The organism is Marinomonas lutimaris (assembly GCF_019426345.1).
Classification (GTDB): Bacteria; Pseudomonadota; Gammaproteobacteria; order Pseudomonadales; family Marinomonadaceae; genus Marinomonas; species Marinomonas lutimaris.
In genome coordinates this window covers 1-21,505 of record NZ_JAHLLW010000021.1, presented here as the reverse complement: position 1 = coordinate 21,505, position 21,505 = coordinate 1, and the positions used below count along the sequence as shown (strand labels likewise).

Below are 21,505 nucleotides of genomic sequence, written 5' to 3'. Positions count from 1 at the left end.
TTATGGATCTACTTGAACGACGTTCAGTTCTTGCTTTAGCACTGATCTATTTATTCCGAATGTTAGGTTTATTCCTAATTATGCCCGTCATTAGTGTTGCAGCTGATGGACTAACTGGAGCGGATGCAGCTTTAATCGGCACCGCGATCGGTATCTATGGCCTGACTCAAGCGAGTTTGCAGATTCCGATGGGTATGTGGTCGGATAAAATCGGCCGTAAACGTGTCATTATTATCGGGCTGTTGCTGTTTGCTGTAGGGAGTTTGATCTGTGCTAATGCGAGCAATATCAATACATTGATTGTTGGGCGAGCGGTTCAGGGCGCGGGCGCTATTGCCAGTACTTTAATGGCGTTATTGAGTGATGTAACAAGAGAGCAAAACCGTACCAAAGCCATGGCGATTGTCGGTATTAGTATCGGCGCCTCGTTTATGTTGTCTTTGGTATTAGGGCCTTGGATTTTTGCCTTGGTCGGACTTTCTGGGCTGTTTTATTTGTCCTTTGCATTATCTTTACTGGGCATACTCTTGATCATTTTTGCTGTGCCGAATATTGTCCAGCACACCTTTAAACGTGACACGACTCCGAGCCTTAAGGCTCTTGGTTTGGTGCTGAAAGACTCGAAACTACGGTTCCTGAATGTGAGTGTTTTGTTGTTGCATGCAAGCCTAATGGCGCTGTTTGTCACTGTGCCAAATTTGTTGATTCAACAATTTGATTTACCCTTGTCAGAGCATAGCTGGCTTTACTTAGCTATCATGGGTTTTGCCTTCGCAGGTATGCTACCATTGGTGATTATTGCCGAATCAAAAGGTAAGACAAAAGGTGTGTTAATCGCCGTAATGATTTTGTTGGGTTTAAGCTCGATATTGCTGCAATGGGCTCCTTACCTTTGGGTGTTTGGGGTGTTGTTATGGGTTTATTTTGTAGGCTTTAACTCACTGGAAGCTGTGTTGCCATCTCTTATTAGCAAGTTAGCGCCAGTTGGTTATCGCGGCACAGCGATGGGCGTGTTTTCTACCCATCAATTTATGGGATCATTTTTGGGTGGCGTTGGTGGCGGTTGGCTGCTTCAACATCATTCAAACAGTGGCGTCTTTTGGGTTGTCGGCGTGGTGTTTTTGGCTTGGTCACTTGTTTGTGCCATCCAGCCTGCACCTCGTCAGTTAAGTAGTCTGGCGTTTAGCCTGCCCAATATGACAGATGAAGAAGTAACGAAGTTGGCGGATCAACTTACGCAAATCCAAGGAGTGGAAGGTATGCAAATTTTTAAAGATGAGCAAACCGCTTATCTGAAAGTCGATAAAAAAATATTAGACAAAGATGCTCTGGTGCGTCTGGCACCGCAAGTGCGTCTTTAAGTAAAACACTATTCTATCTTTTAGTTGGAGAAGAACGTCATGGCACGTGGAATAAACAAAGTAATCTTGATAGGTAACGCAGGCAACGATGCCGAAGTGCGTTTCATGCCATCTGGCGCAGCGGTTGCAAACGTTAACTTGGCAACAACAGAAAGCTGGCGTGACAAGCAAACTGGTCAAATGCAAGAGCGTACGGAATGGCACCGTGTGGCTTTTATGGATCGTGGTAATTTCCGTCTTGGTCAAATCGCAGGCGACTTTATTAAGAAAGGCTCTAAAGTATACGTAGAAGGTTCATTGCGTACTCGTGAGTGGGAAAAAGATGGTATTAAACGCTACACAACTGAAATTGTGGCGAACGAAATGCAATTGCTGGATGGCCGTGGCGATAACGCAGGGCAACAAGGTGGTGGTTACGACTCAATGCAAGGTGGTCAAGGCGGTGGCTATGGCAGTGCGCCGCAACAGTCAGCTGCTCCTCAACAAGGTGGGTACGGTCAAGCGCCTGCGCAACAAGCTCCACAGCAGCATGCACCTCAAGGTGGTTTCAATCAACCTCAAGGTGGCTACCAAGCGCCAGCGCAACCAGCGCATCAGCCTGCACCGCAAGCGGCTCAGCCTCAGTCATTTGGAAGCTGGGGTAATGCGCCACAGCAAGCTCCGGCTCAAGCAGCACCACAGCAGCGTGCTCCACAGCCAGCTCCTCAACGCGCACCAGCGCCTGAGCCAAAGCCTCAACAAGCGCCAAACTTTGATGATTTTGACGATGATATCCCGTTCTGACGGTTACTAGAGATATGTTTTTGTTAAGTTATGGTTTTTAACTAATAGAATCAGTGCCTTATAAAAAGTTTACAGATGAATTTCAATATTTCTGTAAACTTTTTTTTTACTCTTTTTTTGGTTATGATGTACCTTGTTTTTTTTGTTATGTTTTGTCTCGTTTGGGGATCGATGTGTGAAGATTGAAAGAATTAAGATGTCAGGTGGTGAGAACTATTCAGTCTTATTGAGTAGCGATGGCTTGCCTATGCCATATCCCAATTTGTTTGTGACTTTACATCATCGAAATAAATCTGATGCTAGCAATACCTGTTACATCGCTTTTGAGCACCTACGATACTTTTATGAAATTTGTAGTTTTCTCAATATTGATTTAGTTGAAAGGTGTAGGAGCGGAGACTTTCTAAAAAAGAAGGAAATGGAAACCATTGCCAAATGGGCTAAAAGTACAGTGAAAGCGTTTCGCGAGCATGTGGCGGTCAACAAAGCAAAAAACATCATAGTTTTATCTCCCCGCAAAAATAAGTTAGAAACGGCTAGGGCAACATTAGTCATTAATCATCGAGACGACATTGAGTCTTCTACAGCCTATAACAGGCTAACAACATTCTCTAAGTACGTTGGATGGTTAGAGCAGGAATTTTTTCCATCCAAAAAATCAACGACAGAACAAAAATTACAGCAACTTCGACCAAGAAAGTACAGCCCAAAAGGCCACTCCTGGGATCATGATGAAAGCTATAAATCTCTAACCTCTCCGCAAGTTTTAAGAGTCTTAGATGTTGTTCGTCCTGACTCTCCCCAAAATCCTTGGAAAAATGAATCGCTTCGATTTAGAAACCAACTCATTATTAATATGCTTGAAGCTATCGGCTTTCGTCGAGGAGAGCTATTGAAAGTGCGTACAGAGGATATTAAAACCAACCCTAATAACGGGCTGCGCTATGTCAAGGTTCGCTCAGAAGTCGATCAATACGACGAACGATTGGACAGACCTGAGGGAAAAACTCTAGGGCGTCTTGTACCAATGGATAAGCGATTAGCCGATATGTACGACAACTACCTAATAAATCATCGTAGTAACGTGAATGGAGCAGAGCGGATTCCTTATTTATTTGTTACTCATCACCATCGTGGCTCTCAACCTAGAGCACTTTCATCTGCTGCTGTTAATAAGTTATGCCGTGAAATTTCTGAAGTCGTAGGTTTTCGGGTACATCCACACGCATTTCGTCATGCTTGGAATGACAAATTTAGCGCTCATGCAGATAAACGTATTGCGGAAGGCAAAACTTCTGAATCTAAGTCTGAGAGTGATCGCCAGAAGTTAATGGGTTGGAGTGAAGGCTCAAGAATGGCAAAAACATATAGTAAGAGACATGACGATAAGCGGGCATTTGAGGTTGGGTTAGAGCTACAAGAAAAAGATAGTACTAAAATTAATTCAATTGTTGGTGCTTATGATGACGATATTGACTGGTAAGAGATGTTAAGTATGGAGTTACAACAATTAGATCAAAATGATGAGTCTCTTTATGTTTCTTTGAGGGGGTTTGAATTTGACTTTAATCAAGATAAATGGGTATTGAATAGAAACATTACCATTAACTTAAGCTTTCTCGAGCGGTTTAACAGACCTTTAGCCGTGGATATTCGCAAGACATTTTTGTACTTCGCAGAAAATTACTCACCTAAATATGTCCAAAGTTTTGCTGAAAATATTAAAAAATATATGGATATAAGTGAACTTGATGAGTTTTCAGTACTAGGTTTTCAAAAAATGAAACTCTTTCTGTCTAAAGCTGGAGAACCGAATCTCGCTACAGTTAGAACATTTGTTCGTCAGATGCAATATTTAGGCTTAAGCGGAACTATTGACGACGGTATTTATAAGCTCTTTGATCAATGGTCTCTATCAGCGGGTGTGAGGGGGGTTCCTGTTTTGTCTCTTGACCCTGAAAACGGACCGTTTAGTGCTTTAGAATTTGAAGCAATTGGTATGCGTGCGGCTCAAAAGTTTGCTGAAGGTAAGCTTTCCGTGGAGGGTTACGCTCTCATATCACTTTTTAAGGCTACAGGCAGGCGTCCTGATCAGATATGTTCACTGAAAGTGAAGGACTTTTCTATGAGCTCAAAGCACATAGGGACTCCTATCTATGTTGTTAAAATTCCTAGAATTAAACAAGGAGGACAGCTTTTTCGAAGTGAGTTTAAGGCCTTTGGTCTGTTAAATTATGTTGGTCAAATTGTTGAAAAACATATAAGTAATACTGTTCTTAGTATTCAGGCTTCTTTGGGGCGTAAGTTGACTCTACTGGAGCGTAATGAGTTGCCCCTATTTGTCGGTAGGAATTTATACAACGAATTGTTAGAGAAGCCATTGGGAAGCTATTTACTGGATTATTTAAAGACCGAGGTTTCTCATTTGAAAACTCAAACTTTAAGTAGTCGGTTGGTATCAGCAGTATCGTCTCTTGGTGTTATTTCTGAGCGTACAGGGCAGTTGATTAAAATTAATCCATATCGTTTTCGTTATACCATAGGCACTCGTGCTGCTATCGAAAGCGCTGGTAAACAAGTTATTGCCACATTATTAGATCATTCCGACACTCAACACACAGACGTCTATGTTGCAAATGTACCTGAGTATGCAGTTGAAATTTCAAAAATAATGAACCAGCCGCTGGCACGATATGCATCCGCTTTTGCCGGAAGAATCATCAAGGATGAAAGTGAAGCAAATGAGGAGGTTTTTGGAGCGACTCGTATACCTTTGCGTGAGAAAGACTGTGATGTTGGGTCATGCGGGTCAAGCGCATTTTGCCAAGACTATGCTCCTATTGCATGTTATTTGTGTACGAAGTTTCGCCCATGGGTTGGTGCACCACATCATCTAGTTTTGCAATGGTTGATGGAAGAAAGAAAAAGTTTAATTGATATTACAAATAAAGATATGACCCTAGTTAGTATTAATGACAGAGCGATTGTAGCTGTATGTCAGGTTATCAAGCTATGTGAGGAGAAGAAAAATGACTAATGTTTATACATTTACTCCTCGTCATGAATTGGAATATGGAAAAAACCTTCGAGATTTTATTGAGCTAGCCCAGAAATTACCTCAGTTGAATGATAAGTACAGCTATGAAAGCAATCATTGGCAAGGTGTTGGTAACTTCACAAACTTTGGTGTATCTAACCAAGATCGAGACCCTGCAAATGTATTTGATGATTCATTGCTACCTTTTGCAAAAGCTTATGTGACTTATGGTGTTAGTACTAAAGCTGGATTGAGTGTAAAACTTTATGCACTGAAGGCGATTAATGCAGCGTGCGTTAAACTGTACGGCCGAGTTGACGTTACTAGTTTAACGTCCACTGAATTTGATTTGGCTGCTGAAGTTATTCGTGGCTCTATTGGCGCTGGAGCCGCATATCAAGCAGGTAGAGGTCTAAAAAATCTCCTTGTTTTTCTAATAGATCATAAGATGATCGCTAGATTTATGTGGAAAAGTCCAATCAACAAGCCCGCTGAGAACGCTACTGGAGATGAAGGTGATAAGCGCAGACAAAGTAAAATGCCGGATGAGCGGGCCCTTATTGCGCTAGCTGAAATAAGTGCTTCAAAAAATGAAGACCTAAGTCCTCGTGATGTATTTACTGTATCAACAATGACATTGTTATTAAGTGCACCAGCTCGTGGGTCAGAACCTCTATATTTGAGCGCTAATTGTTTGCATGAAGAAAAAATGAAATCATCGAGAGCTTTAGCATTAGGGTTGTCAGAGAAAGACATAGAGCAGCTTAAAAAATGGTGTGTAGAAGAGGATAAAGGCCAGCTAATAAACGATTTTGAAGAAAAGGTGACTTTAAAAGGGTTACGGTGGTATTCAGGTAAAAGTTACGGGCACGAAAATAAGTGGCTGCCAACTGTCATGTTAGAAGTGGTAACTACAGCTGTAGAAAGGCTCAAAGCCTTATCTGAAGATGCTCGCAATTTCGCAAAGGCATTGGAAAACTCGCCTAGTTTTCCTCGTCACCATCTCTGTCCTGATGTTGCAGATGATACGATGCTCACCATGGATGAGGCAGCGTTGGCTCTAGGCTTAGACCTGTCGAGTTATGAAGATAGAAATCAAATGAGAACAAGTCGAAATCAGTTGTTAAGACGGAAAGGAATAGAACGCTCAGATTATCAGGTGAATCTTCATGATTTGAACAAAATTATCCGACGTGATTTACCTGAAGGTTTTCCATATATTTCCTTTAAGAAGGGAGAGGGGAATGTGAAATTAAAATGGTCGGATGCATTGTATGCAGGCTTTAAAAATTCACTTGATGCTAAAAAAAATACCCTTTATACAGAGCTTTTTATTCCGACAATTAACACTTTAAATGAAGATTTAGCGCCAAGTAAAAAAATAAATCGATCAACTGGTGGGCTAGCTTTTAATGATTTATCAGTCTTTCAACGATGGGAATACGGAGACTTATCTCTGACATCGCATCAATTGCGGCATATGCTGGATACTATGGCTGCTGTAAATGGTATGGATGGAGAGCTACGTGCAAAATGGGCTCAGAGATCTGATCCGAAGCATAATCGTTACTATAATCATACGACTTCAGAAGAGTACGGTGCCGATTTTATTGAAGATCGTGAGAAAGAACTAGCCTTACGGGATCAAAACACAAAAATACAGATTCAAGTTCAAGTTGCTAACCCTCGCACTATTCAGGAGCTTAACACTAAGGCAAGTTTAACCACTCACACCACTGAGTTTGGAATGTGTGTTACGTCGTATTTAAGTGAGCCTTGTACAAAGTTCAAAGATTGCATTAATTGTAATGAGCACGTTTGTATAAAGGGTGATGATGATAAGTGCGATCGTATTAGGAGACGACTTGAGCTTGAAAAAAAGGTTCTGCAAAAAGATAAAAAAGCAGTCGATGATAAAGTTCAAGGAGCAGAGCAGTGGTATCAGCGCAGAAAAATCACAGCAGAGCGCCTTGAACAACTGCTGACGCTTATGGAGAGCCCCGACATAGAGAACGGGTCCTTAATCAAATTGAGTAATGTAGAAGACATTACACAGCTTGATAGAGCCATGATCGCAAATGGTGTGAAGCGCCTCCCGAAGATTACCAATTTCAAGCGAATTCAGACAGTGACACTTGATCACCTAATTGGCCAAAATAGTAATCATACCCCTGATGAAAGTGCTTTTGATGACCTTGATAGTCTTGAAGGCCTAGATTATATGTTGGAGGATGAAAGTTAATGGCTAAGCACCTGACAGATAAAGACATTTCTAATATTACTGATATTTTAGATGACTGGCCTACGGACTCGAAACTCTCATGGGATAGGCTTGTAGAAGCTGTCGAGCATGCTTATGGCTTCAAGACAACAAGGCAGACACTGCAAAAGCAAAACAGAATTAAGAAGGCATTTAAAGAAGTTAAAGAGATCGTTTCTGGTCAAACTGTTTTCAATAAACCTAAGCTCCCACCAAGCCTTAAAGTTGCTGCAGAGCGTATCGAGAGCCAACAGCGAAAAATTGAGAGACTAGAGCGTGAGAACAATAAGTTATTAGAACAATTCCATGTTTGGCTTTATAACGCTTATCGTTTTGGGATTACGCCTGAGCAGTTGTCTGAGAGCTTGCCTAGGAAAGACATGTAAGTTGAGTAACTCTTTAGGTCTGTCCTTGGCGTGTTAATCTAATTTGCACGGTAGAAGTAAACTTCATATACCATACAGCTTTCACCCTCAACGTTGGGGGGGGCTAGAAAATATAATAAAGGATATCAGGATGATCAGAAGGTTCCGACTGGAGCAGAAGTCTCATTACGAGAAGTTGGTGATCGCTCAACGCTTGTCGGATATGATCGATAAATTCTTGAGTGGCAGACATGCTCCACTTTCAATAGGTGCAGAAAAGGGGGGGATTGAGGAGTGGGATGATGTGGTAATCCTCCACTCTTCAGACTTAATTGAGCATCTACAAGTCAAACGTCAGACCACTGATTTCTGCAACAAAAATCCGGATAAGACAAAACACAAAGTCAAAGCACCCAAAGAGGGGGCTGCCAGCAAAGCCCCCGCTGACTCAGTCATAGACTCAGCATTCTCAAGTCTGGCTAAACATGCCCGTTTAGGTACTTTTAATTCCCGACCCAATCGCAATTTTCAGCTGACCCTTGTTGGTGCTCATCTGAAAATTAAAAAAAACCTGACAGTCGACCATTTGGATGCGTTGTGCAAATTGTGTCGTCTGGATGGGCTTGATCTAGTTGATCTTGCCAACCGCAAGGATGGCCCTACTGAACGAACATATCTATGGCTCAAAACTTGGTGTGGTTTCAACGATTGGAGTGAAATTAGGGACACTTTGCGCCGAGTCACCATTGTTTGTGTAGGCAATGACACCGCTTTAGAGCAACGCTCTGCTGAATCTCTCAGTCGGTACTTTACTGACCCTGAAAAGGCTCTTAAATCTCTGATAACCTACATCACTAGCGAGACATCTGATGTGTCTGCTTTAAGCTGTCATGCGGTAGTAAGAGCACTTAAGCACGAACTTCGTCCTGATATAGATACCTGGGTTCAGTATATGTTAAGTGATGAACCTCTGTTGACCGGCAAATCATGGTCGTTAGCTGGGACTTATGACCTTGGTAGTCTGACTCCTAGGTCTGGGCAGGGAGTTGTTGAGCACATGTGGAGTAGTGAGTCTAGAAATCGAAAACTCAGAATATACGCGCCATACACATCCTCTTTCGGGGCAAATCTCACTCTTCCATCAGCAATAATGCGCATGGCTTTGCACTTACCTAATGGTAGTCAGAGTTTGATCCTAGGCGAAACTGCATGGAGAGTCAGTGTCGGGAATGAAGTCGGACACACTCTTGGTTGCGCTGAGAACGACCTTAGTAACCTCCATTGGATAGAAAACTCTGAGCCTCTTGTTTGCTCGTTGAGTCACGAGTTTAGTACGCAAAGTGCTGCTCGATCGGAGGCTGATGCGCTTGCCAATGCTATGGATGAATTTATGTGGCAAATGCTTGCTCAAGGTGTTTACGAAAAATTTGCTTTAATTAAAGATCCAGCTCTCGCAAATGAAATGGAAATGCTTTGGCAGACATGGATGACCGGATTCGTTAATAATCCCGAGAGTCGTCGAAAGTTTCTGGAGCAGCTTCTGTACCCAGAAACGGAAGGGAAAAATGTGGAACACGCATTTCGCCTTGGTCCTCGTACAGTGGGTCTATTAGTATCCGCTGTTGAAGTCTTGTTGCTCGTTGCAGTGGGGATTGGTGGAAGTGGCGCTGACTGGAATTCTTTTCCCAATTGTGGGCAGGTGTTGAGTATCGCTCTTAAATACTGGTCTGGCCCCGCAGGGAGTGTATCAGAAGTCCGTGAGTTATCTGACGACAATTTGATGGCAGTCATCGGAGCGTCTCCTGCTCCAGTAGTAATCCTCTCAGGCGTGAGTGCTTCTCCTTCAGCGCTGTTGGACATAGGGATGGCTGATGACGTCGAAGCGGCTACCAGTATGGCTGCTGAGCGCCAGCCACTCCTGCTTGTCACCCGTTCTGGAATATTTAATTATCTGCGTAATGGGGATTTGGCCTCTGTGCGACAATATTTTAATAAGCAATGGCAAGATCGGCAGCTTGCTCGTGAGTCAGCTATTGAGGCAAATACAAAAGGACTATGAAATGTTAACAATTCAAACAATGGTTGAAGCCATCTCACTTCGCGCTATAGGTCGCTATGAAGTTTCCTTGCTACAGACTTTTGATTTGGTGCAGACGTCGATCGAGGTCGACTCTAAGACGCTACAGCTTAGGCGAATCAATCGGGACGGTGCGGGCTGGAAAACTGTGTTGATCGTAGCTTTTCCCTATGATTTGGAAAAAATAAAAGACTCATTTAGGTGGGCGGCGGACGTCCGTGACAATCTTGCTGAGCCACAAACAGCCGACCTTTATATGTTCATGTTGATTGAGGGAATTGAGTCAGAAGACGCTGCGCGGCTTGAGACAGATGATCGCTTCTGTAGAAAAATAGTGGTAAGGGAAGGGGAGGATGTTGACTCATTTCTCAACCGAGGTTTTTTGGCACCTCTTTCGCCTGCTAGTAGTTCAGAGAATATTAACGATCCATTATTAGTTTCTTTGAATGCTCTTGTTAAGGCGCATTCTTGGGTTGATTCTAATATGTGGCGAGAGTTACTTTTATCTGGAAGGGCGGGCAGCGAAATTGCTGAAGATTTGAAGGCTTTGGTACTTGATGATGAGAGTTCAAAATGAAAAATTTAGAATCCATTACACTTTCTAATATCCGTAGGTTTGGTAACGACATCACGCTTGAACTTGGTAGCGGTGCAACCATATTGTTAGCTCCTAATGGCACAGGAAAGACCGCAATTTTTGAAGCCATCGAATTTGGACTTACCGGTAAAATTTCTCGACTTGGTGGAAATCTTTCTCCCATCATTCGAGATTCTCAAACGATGGCTCGGGTGAGTCTCAATTTTGGTGATGTACAAGCTTCTGCTCAAGTAAGCAGCAATGGTGATGTTCAAAGAGAAGGTGACCTTAGTTCTCTTTTTCCGGACATACCCTCTGAAGATATTCCATTTTTGCTGAGGCTTACCCATTTACTTGATCAACGTGAAGGAGAGTGGTTAGTAAAGGCTGATTCTAAGGTTGCAGGCTCACAGCTGGCTCGGTTGCCGATCGGAAAAGATGGCGATCAAGTTAGCTCAGCTCTTGGAAGTATTCGACGCGCAGTTGCAGAGCAGCTAAAACAAGCTAAGAGTACACTCACGACTCTCGAAGCAGAATTTGGTGAATGGCAAAGCCTAGTTTTGGAGCGGGATTTGGCAGACTCTCAGTCTCAAGGTGTACTTCGAAGTAAAGATATTATCGCTAAATCTATTGCGGACATCGCACACAAGGCTCAGAGTTTCGAGCTTTTACCCCCAGGCTTATTGGAGTCGTCCCCGAGCCAGGGAGGCCTAGAGACGGCTCTTGTCTCGCTTGAGCAATTGGTAGAAACAAAACTCGATCGACTTCGTGAGCAGATCGCGGCGCTGGCTGAGGTTGATGGGCTTATCGACAAGTTTATTTCTGAACAAGCACGTTCAGAGTTACTTAGTAACGAGCTTGTGAGTGCTAGGCAGGATCTTGTGCAGAAGAAACAGGATCGGGATAAATTGGCTGCTAGTCATGAAAAGCTTCAGTTGGAGTTGGTCGATGCAGAGAGTGAGCGTAATACTATCACTCAACAGCTAAATCAGCATATAAATAAAACAAAAGCCAAAGAGACTGTTGATCAGAACAAGAAGCTATTAGATATTGCTGATAATAAATTGAATAGCGCTGAATCTGAGGCATCTTGTTTGCGTGTAGAGCATGAGGCCAACGAGCAACTTGGTATCCAACATGACCTTATTAACAAGCAACGCAAGAGCTTGGTGCAAATAAGTGTAGACCTCATTACCGCGAATCAACTCATGGAAAGCTGGAAGCAGTCGCTGCAGCGAGCTGATGATATTAAGAGTTTGATCAAGGATGAAGAGAAGAAAGAAAAAGTATTTCAAGAGCGCCTTAGCGTCGCGATTTCGTCAAAGGTATCCGCTGAAACTGAGGAGTTAGATGCGAAAAGCCATTATGAGTTTTTGAACTCTGCTGCTGATTCTATAAGACAAGCTGTTGCATCCATCGCGGCTCACTTGCCGAATAATCAAGGTGACTGCCCCCTATGTGGCGAAGAGCACGGGGCAGAAAAACTTCATGAGCGTATAAAAAAGGCTTTAGAGGCTATCGATCCAAATGTTGTCCATGCAGAACTGCGCATCAAGAAAGCAACTGATGCTTTGCGTGAATGCAAAGAAGCGGTAGGACTTGCCGAAGCAGAGTTGAAGGCATGCAAGGAAAAGGTTGTTGAGTTGAAATCCCAGTATGAGGCTTTAGAGGCAGATATTAGGGATTTCAAAAGTAATACTCTACTCGGCGGTGATACCGTCTCTGTCGCAGAAGAGTCGATCAGGCGCCGCGAAGATGTAAATGCATCAGCAATGCTCCAGCTTGACGAGAAGCTGCAAAATCTTCCTTTCCCATTAGCTCAAGATATTTGTGATAGGACCAAGCTTGCCTACGAATCGGCAATTAGTGTATTGAACTCAGCAAGGCAAAGTCGGTCAGAGGCAAGTAGCAGGCTTGAGCAAGCGTTCATAGCATTGGCAGTAATTGATGCAGACACTCCTGCAACCAAATCGGTTGAAGAGTTGTCTCTAGATCGTAGTCAAAATGCCAAGCAGATCAATGCTCTGACTGCTAATATAGCGGCCGAGCAATCTGCCTTTGATCGGCAGCAGGCTCAATTTAATGACTCAGCGAATAGAGTCTCAAATCTGGAAACAAAGCTATCCGATGCACAATCGCGACTTGCTACCATCCGAGCTTCATGGCGTCAACTATCGTTCTTAGGAGACCCAGTTGCCGAAGTTGTTAATAATCGAGAGTCTGAGTTGCAGTCCTCAGTTACCGAGTTGGTTCGACACACAGAAATGCTCCAAACCATCAAAATTGAGATTGGTGGTTGGAAAAAGTTGGAGCAGGTGAGCTTGGCTCAAGGTGTCCTAGATCGTCGGCGTGGCGAGTTGTCGGAGGATGAGTTTACTATTAAACTGCAACAGCTGATAGAAGAAGAACAACTGAGTAAAAAGAAACTGTTGCTGCTATCTGAAGCGATAGATACGTTTAATCAGCACCTATCCAGCGAAATCGAAAATGTCCAAAAACATGTGTTAGCTGTAGTTCCGCGTTGGCAGGCGCTATTGAAACGAGTGGTTAGAGAGTGGCGCTTTAGCGATGCAAATCTAGACTTTCGTAGCTCTTATAAGAAGGTGCATGCTGGAGTATCTGTTCCACTAAATGGAGCGGCTGTCCCTGTACCTTCGATAGCTAGTGAGGCACAGCTGACGGATCTGCAGTTGACTTTCCTGCTGTCAATGGCACTTGATCATCAGTGGTCTTCTTGGCGGTGTCTACTTCTAGACGATCCAACTCAGCACCATGACTTGGTGCATGCTTCATCGGTATTTGATGTGCTTCGTGATTACGTCGTCGATCACGGCTTTCAGGTTGTGATTGCAACTCATGACGCCCTGCAAGCGCGTTACTTCATGCGCAAGCTGCAAAATGATGGGATCGAAGCTCGTATATTGTCTCTCGTACCAACTCCTGACGGTGTCACCGTCTCTGAAAGCCCATGGCCCAGTAAAGGTTAGCCTGTTTGAATGTGTTGTAAAATCTATGAGGCCTATCTGTAAAAACTAGATGTGAACTCTAATGCGTATATGCTAACAACAGATAAACTTATTAATAGCGTTGAAAGCTGTCATTGCTAAATCTGAAGTTAGAGGTTGTGTAGGACTTTCTGTGTTTTTAATAAAACCTAAGGAGCATATATTTGACTATATTTCTAATTTTTCGGAGTCTCCAGCACTTTGGTTAATTGGTGCATATTGGCAGGGATTAAGTCTTCTAATAATTTCTCTAGTTTATAGTAATTGTATGCACCAAGGATCGCTTTATTTAGTCGCTCTACAAACTCCACTAGGTTTGGCTTAGCCAGTATACGCATGTAAGCTAAATCTTTTTTATGTCCGGTCACCCGAAGTATTCGACCAAGAATCTGACGGAAGTAAAGCTCAGTGGTGACCTCGGTAAGACTACAGCAAACTTGCAACCTTGGTATGTCCGTCCCTTCGCTGATCATGGCGATATTGATGATCCATTTGGAGTTCCCAAGCTTTACTAGACACCCATTAAGAGTAGACATCTAGAAATAACCAAAGAAATTAGATGTTTTTTATAAAATTGGTTTACATTATTGTAAGTTATAACTATTTTTTAAAGTATTTTTTGTGTACTGCCGCATGGGCAGCTGAGATTAGGACTGGAAGTAAAATTCCGCAACGATGAACATAAACCTACCGAAAAGGTAGATAAAGCCCACGGAAGGGCAATTGCTATTGTTGATAATTTATTCAAGGATTGAAAAATGACTACCCAAAATGATTTTCTTCTAGAACTGTTTTTTACTGTTAAATCGATCACTTTTGAGGATCTTTCTAAAATTCCTTTAGAGAAGCAGCATCTGATAGCAGAAAGAATTGAAGAGCTGCAAGACTATTTGGAGTCTCAATTTTATTAAAGTCTGTGATCTAGAGTATTCAATATCATCAAAACAATAGCTGATGGATAGCCCATGAAACCGCTTGGAATTAGGAATAAATTTTCACTTGATTCTATTAATGATCTATTTTCTGGTGTCGATATCATGTCGCCAACTGGTTGTCTGTCGATCGTTCGATCAAGAGTTAGTGGTGATCAATTGAAGGCGATTACGGATTTTATAGGGGAAAAAGAGTTAATTGCTCGGTCAATCGGCACCACTTCAAATTTAAGTAAGAGTTATCAAACTAAACGCTTATCTTCTACTGCAACGGATAATTTAATTGACCTACTGCGAGTTTATATTCAGGCTGCAAAAATCTATGAATCATTAGATTTGGCGAAGGAATGGATGCATTCGTCTATTCCAGCCTTTGGAGGAGAAACTCCAGTGAGCATGCTTGATTCGCATGCTGGCCGCGAAGTTGTGCGTCAAGCGCTTCGAAGAATGGAATTTGGGGAGTATGTTTAATGAAGCGATTGTCTCATCAAAAATGTTTACTTCTTCGACGTTTGATCTGCAATTGCTGTGTTGTCTAATAACGATGGTTGCAATGTCGCGCATTCCAAAGAAGTGAAGGCGCTGGGCATTAAGATGGGGAGGGCGATGTTTCAGGTCCAAGACGAGATAAGAAAGCACGTTAAAGAGAGTATATAGTAAAAACTATGTGTATTCGCGTGTGAGTGAGTTCTATCCTTTTTATACCAATACTTACAGAAAATCTTTATAGCGTACACACCATTTAGAATAGTGCGTACGCTTTCTTGGCCTTAAAGACTTGCAATGCGATGACTTCACTGTGAGAAACCAACACTCTACCAAAAGGGAATTTAGATGAATGGTGGAAAAGTAAAATAATAAAGCCACTCCTGACGCTAGCACAGCTCACTTCTCGCTAGGTATTTATGACTTTTTGACCATCCGCTGAAGCTCATTTCTGGTCAGCTATGAGCTAGCTGGCTCAAAGATGGACTGAAGATTGTTAGTAACTCTACAAATTAAACAAAAGGCGAGACCTGACACCGTTAGTTGTTCATAATCTTAATAATACGAGTGATTTAAAGAATGGATGACATGAGCAATATTGATGATAAATTGATAATCAATTGGATTAAAAAACAAGAATTTTCGAAGCTAACTTTTTTAGATTACTGTTGGCAGTCCCATGAGAATGGATGGTATCTAGGGTTTTATTACTTTATCCAATATCTAAAGCAAGAATGCTTAGATGATGTTATGGCCGAAGTAACTTCACGACACATCCGTTGCATAAGTGGCCAGCGGCTCATCCAAATCTTTTTCTCTCGGTTATCTTCAAGTTCCCTTTCTATAAAGGCTACGCAAAAGTCAGTTGGTGAGTTTGTAGGTAATTTCGTCACGATAAGCACCTTTTGTTTCTGTATTTTCGTACTAAGATATCGCTTAGTAAAACGAATTACCGTGTCTCAAAATTTTTATTTTTTGGCCTTCAGACACGAACGCCTTCTGTTATGCCGTGAAACTAATCAAAGATCAACCAACCGATAAGCCTGAACAAACTTACAAGGTTTGATCTCTTGTTGTGAGAGAGTAATCAGTTTGATACTAAGTATTAAAGATTCATACTGAGTATTAAAGATTCATACTGAGTATTAAAGTTTTATACTGAAATGGCAGCGATCACATAGGTACTCTGCCTTTTCTAAAACGTTTATGCCCCATTCTGAGTCGGTGGGTTCCAGATTGTTGAGACTAGTGACCTTAAGATGCCCAAATTTTAGTAATGCATAAATCTGTTAGTACCTTGTTAATCAAAAATAGATAACGAGTTTCAAAACGATCTTTAAAATGAGTGTTCTTTATCTGGAAAAGTGCCTTGTTCCACGTCTTCTCTATAAGCTTTAGCCGCATTGGATAAAATAGACCGCATATCAGCATATTGCTTTACAAATCGAGGTAAACCTTGAGTTCTCATGCCAGCCATATCTTGCCACACAAGGACTTGAGCATCACAGCCTGAACCTGCACCAATACCAACTGTCGGTATCGAAACCGCTTGTGTTATACGGGTTGCTACGTCGCTTGGAACCATTTCAACTAGGAGTGCAAATGCACCTGCTTTCTCAAATGTTTTTGCTGCTTCAACTAATTTATCTGCGCTGTCACCTTTACCTTGAATTTTATAGCCACCCAGTTGGTGTTCTGACTGAGGGGTAAAACCAATATGAGCCATGACGGGGATCCCAGAGAGCGCAAGTTTTTCTACTTGAGGTAAGATCGACAAATTTCCTTCAATTTTAACTGCGTGTGCGCCACCTTCTTTCATAAACCTTACCGCTGTATGGAAACACTGCTCAGCCGAGGCTTGGTATGATCCGAAGGGTAAGTCAGCAATAATCAACGGTTTCTTAGTTGAATGACTGACCGCCCTAACCATCGGTAACATTTCATCAACCGTGATGGGCAGAGAAGTACTGTTGCCTAAGACGTTATTAGATGCCGAATCACCAATAAGTAAGACTGGGATCCCGGCTTCTTCAAAAATTTGGGCACTGAACATGTCATAAGCAGTCAACATGGCCCATTTTTTCCCTTCAATTTTTAGCTGCTGCAAATGAGGTATTCGTACTTTGCTAACTTTATCAATGATATTACCGTTGCCATAAGGGGATAAGTGTCCTGTATACATAAAAAACTCCTAGATAAATAAAGTTGCTTGTTCGGCGAGTAAACCCAGTGCGATGAAAATCATGAGCACACCGGAAACCCGACCAACCATCAATGCGGCTTTTGGTCGTGTTGAAAGAATAAACTGAGCGGAGTACCCCACGATCAGGTAAACAATGGTGCAGCTGATAATGTGGATCAATCCTAATGTGACGATTTGAGTGGAAATCGACCAATCAGACGTCGGATCGGTAAATTGAGGAAGTAGAGCTAAAAAGAGCAGAAACACTTTCGGGTTCAAACCACTGACGCATGTCCCTTTTGTCAACCAGCGCCACCAAGAATGTTGCTCCAATGCTGAGTTGCCGTCTGGCTTTGGTGGATTCTTAGAGAGCTGTACCCCAATCCACATCAGATAACTTGCTCCGATGAGGGTTAACGTGGTCATTGCTAAAGGCATACTCGACACAATGACACCAACACCGGCTGCAACAATCAAGGTTGCAATGAAATGCCCCAGTATTAAACCTGTTACGGCTGGCACAACAACTCGCCCTTTCATACCAGCAGAGATTGCATAAGCCCAGTCAACACCTGGGGTAATAACGAACAGTATGGATACAGTCCAGAACGCGATTAACAGATTGATTGCCATTTTGTTTATATATTCCAAACGAATGTGAAATTTTAAAGTGTATGTACTGTGAATGGTATGTCGTATTCGTTAGAATGTGCTTTCAATATTTTGCTGAAATTACGTTGAAATTGGGAAATATTTTCAAATGGATGGTCTAGATAAGAAAATTCTTGCTGAGTTGCAAATAGACGGGCGATTGTCAGTCACAGATTTAGCAGAGCGTGTAGGGTTAAGTGTGTCACCTTGCCATCGGCGCTTAAAGACGTTGGAAGACTCAGGTGCTATTGCTGGGTATAAAGCCCAACTCAATGCTTCGCGCATCGGCTTAGGGTTTTCTGCCCTGGTATTTGTAACCATGAAGGAAGGAGATAACATGGCTGTTGCGAAATTTGAGAATGAAGTTAGATGTATTCCACAAGTAATTCAGGCACAGCGTTTATTTGGGGAACCTGATTATCTACTTCATATTGTTGAGAAGGATCTCCATGCTTTCCAAGCATTGTATGATTCTGTGCTTTCGGCTCTACCTTATGTCAAAAGGCTAACATCGACTATTGTGATGAAAGAGGTTGTGACTGACAAGCCACTGCCCATGTAGCCATCATAAATTTCCCGGTGATTTTATTAGAAATATGCGTGTAACTTATGAAGGCTTAGGCTGTGGCTCTCCAAACTTTTTGATCCAGGCATATAGACTGTGAGTCGTCGTATCGAGTCGTTGAGCGACGTCAGCAACAGAATAACCACGTTCAGTCACTTGCTTAACCGCTTCTCTTTTAAATTCTTCGGGGTAACGTTTGGACTTCATAAAACACCTCTTGATTAACTAGATTTTAACGTTAATGGGTGTCTAGTAAAGTCTGGGAAGTCCAGTATTACGCTAGGGTGCGACTTCCCTGATGATAAGAGAAAGCTAATAGCAAATATAGCTAACACCATAAATTCCAACAGAGAAAGCCATGAGCCCAAAGTAACTCTGCGAGAAGCTTTTATCTCTCAAGATAACTGTTTCGCATTAGAGTATCGGGATATCGACATTTCAAAAATCTAATGGAGAATCGCGGGGGGGGCTGGCTGGCCTTGATTCTTGCCGCCTATTACTTTTGTATATCAAAACTAGCAAATTATCTAAAATAACAATTCGAGCTTTAGCTCATTGGTATGGACCCAGTTTCCTACATAGTAGATATTTGGGGGCAGATGAAAAACTCTCTTTGGCCCCTCATTTCTGGTCGTAAAATCGGAAATCATATCTCTTAAAAAAATTCACGTGGTCATTCACGCTGCTTAAAACTATACTGTATATATGTACAGTATTCTGGTGTTGATCATGCGTGTGACTTATCTTGGTGTGTCTGAGTCGGCAGCGTTTATCGCGGCCAATAGTGTGCGAATCCCGCTTTATGTGGATTCGGTATCGGCGGGTTTTCCTTCGCCCGCTCAGGACTTTGTTGAAAAATCGTTAGACTTAAATGAGTTCTGTGTCGCTCATCCGAACGCGACGTTTTATGTGCGTGCTCAGGGTGATTCGATGATCGAGGTGGGCATTTATTCGGGTGATGTATTGGTGGTCGATCGGTCGTTAACCGCGCGCCATGGGGATATTGTGATTGCTTGTATTCATGGGGAAATGACGGTGAAGACGTTGGAGCTGAAGCCCAATGTGTTACTTCGTCCGAAGAACAAAGCCTACAAAGCGATTCATATTACCGAAGAGTCTGAGCTGGAAATCTTCGGCGTGGTAACGGGTGTGGTTCGTAAGTACGAGCGCGGTTGATGAAGACGGTTTTTGCCTTGGTCGATTGCAATAACTTTTACGCCAGTTGCGAGAAGTTGTTCCGGCCAGATTTAAAGCACACGCCTGTTGCGGTGTTGTCGAATAACGATGGCTGTATTGTCGCGCGTTCCAAAGAGGTAAAGGCGCTAGGTATTAAGATGGGTGTGCCGATGTTTCAGGTTCAGGACGAGATAAGAAAGCACGGTATTGTGTGTTTTTCGTCGAACTATGCACTGTACGCGGATTTGTCGAATCGGGTGATGACGATATTAGAAGAGGAAGCGCCACGTCTGGAAGTGTATTCCATTGATGAAGCCTTTATGGATTTAACCGGTGTGGATCACGTGACCGATTTGCTGGAGTTTGGCAAACGAGTAAAAGCCAAGGTCGATCAATGGACAGGCATTACGGTAGGCGTGGGCATCGCGCCAACCAAGACGCTGGCGAAGTTGGCTAACCACGCAGCGAAGAAGTACCCAGCCACGGGTTCGGTGGTAGATTTGATGGACCCAGACAGACAAAAGCGTTTATTGGCAATTGTTGATGTCAGTGATGTGTGGGGTGTTGGCCGTCGTACCACGGCAAAGCTAAAGGCGAGGGGAATTCATACCGCGTTAGATCTAGCAAATGCTGATCCTAAATCGATTCGAAGCGAGTTTTCTGTGGTGTTGGAGCGAACGATTCGAGAGTTGAATGGGGTGTCGTGTTTGGATCTGGAATTAGTCAGGCCAACAAAGCAGCAAATCATTTGCAGTCGGTCATTTGGTCACAAGGTGACAGACAAGCAAGAACTACGGGAAGCCATCGCCAAGTACACAACCAGAGCGGCCGAGAAACTACGCGGGGAAAAACGCCTTTGCCGTGTGGTGAGTGTGTTCGTTCGTACCAGTCCGTTCATTCCAAACGAACCGCAGTACTCGAAAACCCTGTCTGCAGAACTCCCCAACCCAACAGACGACACGCGAGACTTATTAGAAGTGGCCGACGTGCTGTTTCGCCGTATCTATCGTGCAGGTTATCGCTACGCCAAAGGCGGCGTAATGCTCGCCGACTTCTATGAACATGGTGCATTCCAACAAGATTTATTCCGAGCCGACAACACAAAAATCAACTCAAAAGCCTTAATGAACGTCGTGGACAAAATCAACCACAGCGGCCTCGGCAACGTCTTCTTCGCCTCGCAAGGTGTGTCACCTCAGTGGTCAATGAAAAGAGAACATCTATCGCCAGCCTACACTACTAGATGGGATGAGTTACCAAAGGTTTTTTGAACCAAAATGTAGAAAATAGAAATGGGCTATTAGTTCAAAAGTTCAAACTATAATGATTGATTGAGAAGTGTTCCATGAATGATAAAGGTACTAAAGAAAATGCCACTAATGTGCCAGCAGACAAGATAATAGCAACGGTTGACTTATAGCTATTGTAACAATGTCCACAGGAGCGTTGGGACTTATCTGATGAACAGGCAAGAGTTATTCTAGATGGTATTATGGTTTCAACTTGGAATCTCTGCTTGAGCCTTTAGGCTCAGTGCTTCCTCCTCATTGGCAGCAATTACTTCAAATATGCTTGAATACTTGATTGAGGTTGTCATCTATCAACTAAAATACCATTGATTGTTGGTATGTAGTATAGCTGGAAACTGTCTGGGGTGCCGGTAGCAATCGACAGTGGAATTTTCAATGTCTTCTAACTTGTGAAGCCTTATTGATTGAGTGTAAATAGTTTTATGCTCAAAGCATTGGGTTGCTATAAGAACCCACAACTCAGTTTTAATAAAAAACCTTAAAAATCAATTATATGATTAATTTTTAGAAGGTGAGGCTTTGTTGTTTTATGTCATACCTCTAGAGGAAAGTAGCCAATTATAAGAAAACATATAATTTATAAGAAAAAATATAATTGCATATAATTGGTGTACTTGAAGATGGATGAGTCATTTTTTAGTGGTTTTTTTTAGATACTCATACAGACCACAAGTGTCTAGTAAAGTCTGGGAAGTCCAGACCGTACTTTTAATAGTACTATTATAAGAAAAAAAGAGG

At 42.6% G+C, this 21,505-nt stretch carries 17 protein-coding genes and 1 pseudogene; 14 read left to right on the top strand and 4 right to left on the bottom strand.

The window, feature by feature from the left end:
• The first annotated feature begins 2 nt into the window (after positions 1-2).
• From KPL72_RS18045 to KPL72_RS18005, 9 genes are all read left to right on the top strand, one after another.
• Positions 3-1,361 carry an MFS transporter gene (locus KPL72_RS18045; protein ID WP_219703978.1) on the top strand — a complete coding sequence of 453 codons (1,359 nt, stop codon included), beginning with the start codon at positions 3-5 and terminating at the stop codon, positions 1,359-1,361.
• Between the two features lie 39 nt (positions 1,362-1,400).
• Positions 1,401-2,144 carry a single-stranded DNA-binding protein gene (ssb, locus tag KPL72_RS18040; protein ID WP_219703977.1) on the top strand — a complete coding sequence of 248 codons (744 nt, stop codon included), beginning with the start codon at positions 1,401-1,403 and terminating at the stop codon, positions 2,142-2,144.
• Positions 2,145-2,319: 175 nt separating this feature from the next.
• Positions 2,320-3,627, top strand: a complete 1,308-nt coding sequence (locus KPL72_RS18035; RefSeq protein WP_219703976.1) for a tyrosine-type recombinase/integrase — start codon at positions 2,320-2,322, stop codon at positions 3,625-3,627.
• A 12-nt stretch (positions 3,628-3,639) separates the two neighbouring features.
• On the top strand, positions 3,640-5,181 hold the full coding sequence (locus KPL72_RS18030) for a site-specific integrase (protein ID WP_219703975.1): 1,542 nt from the start codon (positions 3,640-3,642) through the stop codon (positions 5,179-5,181).
• Entirely contained in the window at positions 5,174-7,423 is a 2,250-nt protein-coding gene (locus KPL72_RS18025) for a hypothetical protein (protein ID WP_219703974.1), read from the top strand. Before KPL72_RS18030 ends, KPL72_RS18025 begins: the two co-directional genes overlap by 8 nt.
• The gene (locus KPL72_RS18020; RefSeq protein ID WP_219703973.1) at positions 7,423-7,827 is read left to right on the top strand and encodes a hypothetical protein; all 405 of its coding nucleotides are present in this window, start codon (positions 7,423-7,425) and stop codon (positions 7,825-7,827) included. The genes KPL72_RS18025 and KPL72_RS18020 overlap by 1 nt, the downstream gene beginning before the upstream one ends.
• 130 nt (positions 7,828-7,957) lie before the next feature.
• Complete coding sequence (locus KPL72_RS18015) at positions 7,958-9,865, top strand: ABC-three component system protein (protein WP_219703972.1); 1,908 nt, start codon at positions 7,958-7,960, stop codon at positions 9,863-9,865.
• 1 nt (position 9,866) lies between these two features.
• Positions 9,867-10,460: an ABC-three component system middle component 1 gene (locus tag KPL72_RS18010; RefSeq protein ID WP_219703971.1), complete on the top strand. Its 594-nt coding sequence runs from the start codon at positions 9,867-9,869 to the stop codon at positions 10,458-10,460.
• The gene (locus tag KPL72_RS18005) at positions 10,457-13,447 is read left to right on the top strand and encodes an AAA family ATPase (RefSeq protein WP_219703970.1); all 2,991 of its coding nucleotides are present in this window, start codon (positions 10,457-10,459) and stop codon (positions 13,445-13,447) included. Before KPL72_RS18010 ends, KPL72_RS18005 begins: the two co-directional genes overlap by 4 nt.
• Before the next feature lie 194 nt (positions 13,448-13,641).
• Here KPL72_RS18005 and KPL72_RS18000 read toward each other — a convergent pair whose 3' ends face one another.
• Positions 13,642-14,001: a hypothetical protein gene (locus KPL72_RS18000; RefSeq protein ID WP_219703969.1), complete on the bottom strand. Its 360-nt coding sequence runs from the start codon at positions 13,999-14,001 to the stop codon at positions 13,642-13,644.
• A 222-nt stretch (positions 14,002-14,223) separates the two neighbouring features.
• On the opposite strand from KPL72_RS18000, the gene KPL72_RS17995 reads away from it, so the two are divergent.
• Both KPL72_RS17995 and KPL72_RS17990 read left to right on the top strand, forming a co-directional pair.
• Entirely contained in the window at positions 14,224-14,376 is a 153-nt protein-coding gene (locus KPL72_RS17995; RefSeq protein WP_219703968.1) for a hypothetical protein, read from the top strand.
• A gap of 54 nt (positions 14,377-14,430) precedes the next feature.
• Entirely contained in the window at positions 14,431-14,868 is a 438-nt protein-coding gene (locus tag KPL72_RS17990; protein ID WP_219703967.1) for an antitoxin Xre/MbcA/ParS toxin-binding domain-containing protein, read from the top strand.
• Positions 14,869-16,219: 1,351 nt separating this feature from the next.
• On the opposite strand, the gene panB is transcribed toward KPL72_RS17990, so the two are convergent.
• A complete protein-coding gene (gene panB, locus KPL72_RS17985) occupies positions 16,220-17,065 on the bottom strand; it encodes a 3-methyl-2-oxobutanoate hydroxymethyltransferase (RefSeq protein ID WP_219703966.1) in 846 nt (281 codons plus the stop codon).
• A gap of 9 nt (positions 17,066-17,074) precedes the next feature.
• Positions 17,075-17,698, bottom strand: a complete 624-nt coding sequence (locus KPL72_RS17980) for a LysE family translocator (protein WP_219703965.1) — start codon at positions 17,696-17,698, stop codon at positions 17,075-17,077.
• Between the two features lie 127 nt (positions 17,699-17,825).
• Here KPL72_RS17980 and KPL72_RS17975 point away from each other — a divergent pair, with 127 nt between their 5' ends.
• Positions 17,826-18,278, top strand: a complete 453-nt coding sequence (locus KPL72_RS17975) for an Lrp/AsnC family transcriptional regulator (RefSeq protein ID WP_182674547.1) — start codon at positions 17,826-17,828, stop codon at positions 18,276-18,278.
• Between the two features lie 69 nt (positions 18,279-18,347).
• Here KPL72_RS17975 and KPL72_RS17970 read toward each other — a convergent pair.
• Positions 18,348-18,488, bottom strand: a pseudogene (locus KPL72_RS17970) (transposase); the annotation flags it as partial.
• Positions 18,489-19,010: 522 nt separating this feature from the next.
• Here KPL72_RS17970 and umuD point away from each other — a divergent pair.
• Together umuD and umuC are read left to right on the top strand one after the other, a co-directional pair.
• The gene (gene umuD / locus KPL72_RS17965) at positions 19,011-19,457 is read left to right on the top strand and encodes a translesion error-prone DNA polymerase V autoproteolytic subunit (RefSeq protein WP_219703964.1); all 447 of its coding nucleotides are present in this window, start codon (positions 19,011-19,013) and stop codon (positions 19,455-19,457) included.
• Entirely contained in the window at positions 19,457-20,728 is a 1,272-nt protein-coding gene (umuC, locus tag KPL72_RS17960; protein WP_219703963.1) for a translesion error-prone DNA polymerase V subunit UmuC, read from the top strand. The genes umuD and umuC overlap by 1 nt, the downstream gene beginning before the upstream one ends.
• Positions 20,729-21,505 lie beyond the last annotated feature (777 nt).

Bases quoted from the DNA above. Each gene is read 5' to 3' on its own strand.
- KPL72_RS17975 (WP_182674547.1), top strand. From the start codon at position 17,826: ATGGATGGTCTAGATAAGAAAATTCTTGCTGAGTTGCAAATAGACGGG.
- KPL72_RS18005 (WP_219703970.1), top strand. From the start codon at position 10,457: ATGAAAAATTTAGAATCCATTACACTTTCTAATATCCGTAGGTTTGGT.
- KPL72_RS18000 (WP_219703969.1), bottom strand. From the start codon at position 14,001: ATGTCTACTCTTAATGGGTGTCTAGTAAAGCTTGGGAACTCCAAATGG.
- KPL72_RS18030 (WP_219703975.1), top strand. From the start codon at position 3,640: ATGGAGTTACAACAATTAGATCAAAATGATGAGTCTCTTTATGTTTCT.
- umuC (WP_219703963.1), top strand. From the start codon at position 19,457: ATGAAGACGGTTTTTGCCTTGGTCGATTGCAATAACTTTTACGCCAGT.
- KPL72_RS18045 (WP_219703978.1), top strand. From the start codon at position 3: ATGGATCTACTTGAACGACGTTCAGTTCTTGCTTTAGCACTGATCTAT.
- umuD (WP_219703964.1), top strand. From the start codon at position 19,011: ATGCGTGTGACTTATCTTGGTGTGTCTGAGTCGGCAGCGTTTATCGCG.
- KPL72_RS18015 (WP_219703972.1), top strand. From the start codon at position 7,958: ATGATCAGAAGGTTCCGACTGGAGCAGAAGTCTCATTACGAGAAGTTG.
- panB (WP_219703966.1), bottom strand. From the start codon at position 17,065: ATGTATACAGGACACTTATCCCCTTATGGCAACGGTAATATCATTGAT.
- KPL72_RS17980 (WP_219703965.1), bottom strand. From the start codon at position 17,698: ATGGCAATCAATCTGTTAATCGCGTTCTGGACTGTATCCATACTGTTC.
- KPL72_RS18010 (WP_219703971.1), top strand. From the start codon at position 9,867: ATGTTAACAATTCAAACAATGGTTGAAGCCATCTCACTTCGCGCTATA.
- KPL72_RS17990 (WP_219703967.1), top strand. From the start codon at position 14,431: ATGAAACCGCTTGGAATTAGGAATAAATTTTCACTTGATTCTATTAAT.
- ssb (WP_219703977.1), top strand. From the start codon at position 1,401: ATGGCACGTGGAATAAACAAAGTAATCTTGATAGGTAACGCAGGCAAC.
- KPL72_RS17995 (WP_219703968.1), top strand. From the start codon at position 14,224: ATGACTACCCAAAATGATTTTCTTCTAGAACTGTTTTTTACTGTTAAA.
- KPL72_RS18025 (WP_219703974.1), top strand. From the start codon at position 5,174: ATGACTAATGTTTATACATTTACTCCTCGTCATGAATTGGAATATGGA.
- KPL72_RS18020 (WP_219703973.1), top strand. From the start codon at position 7,423: ATGGCTAAGCACCTGACAGATAAAGACATTTCTAATATTACTGATATT.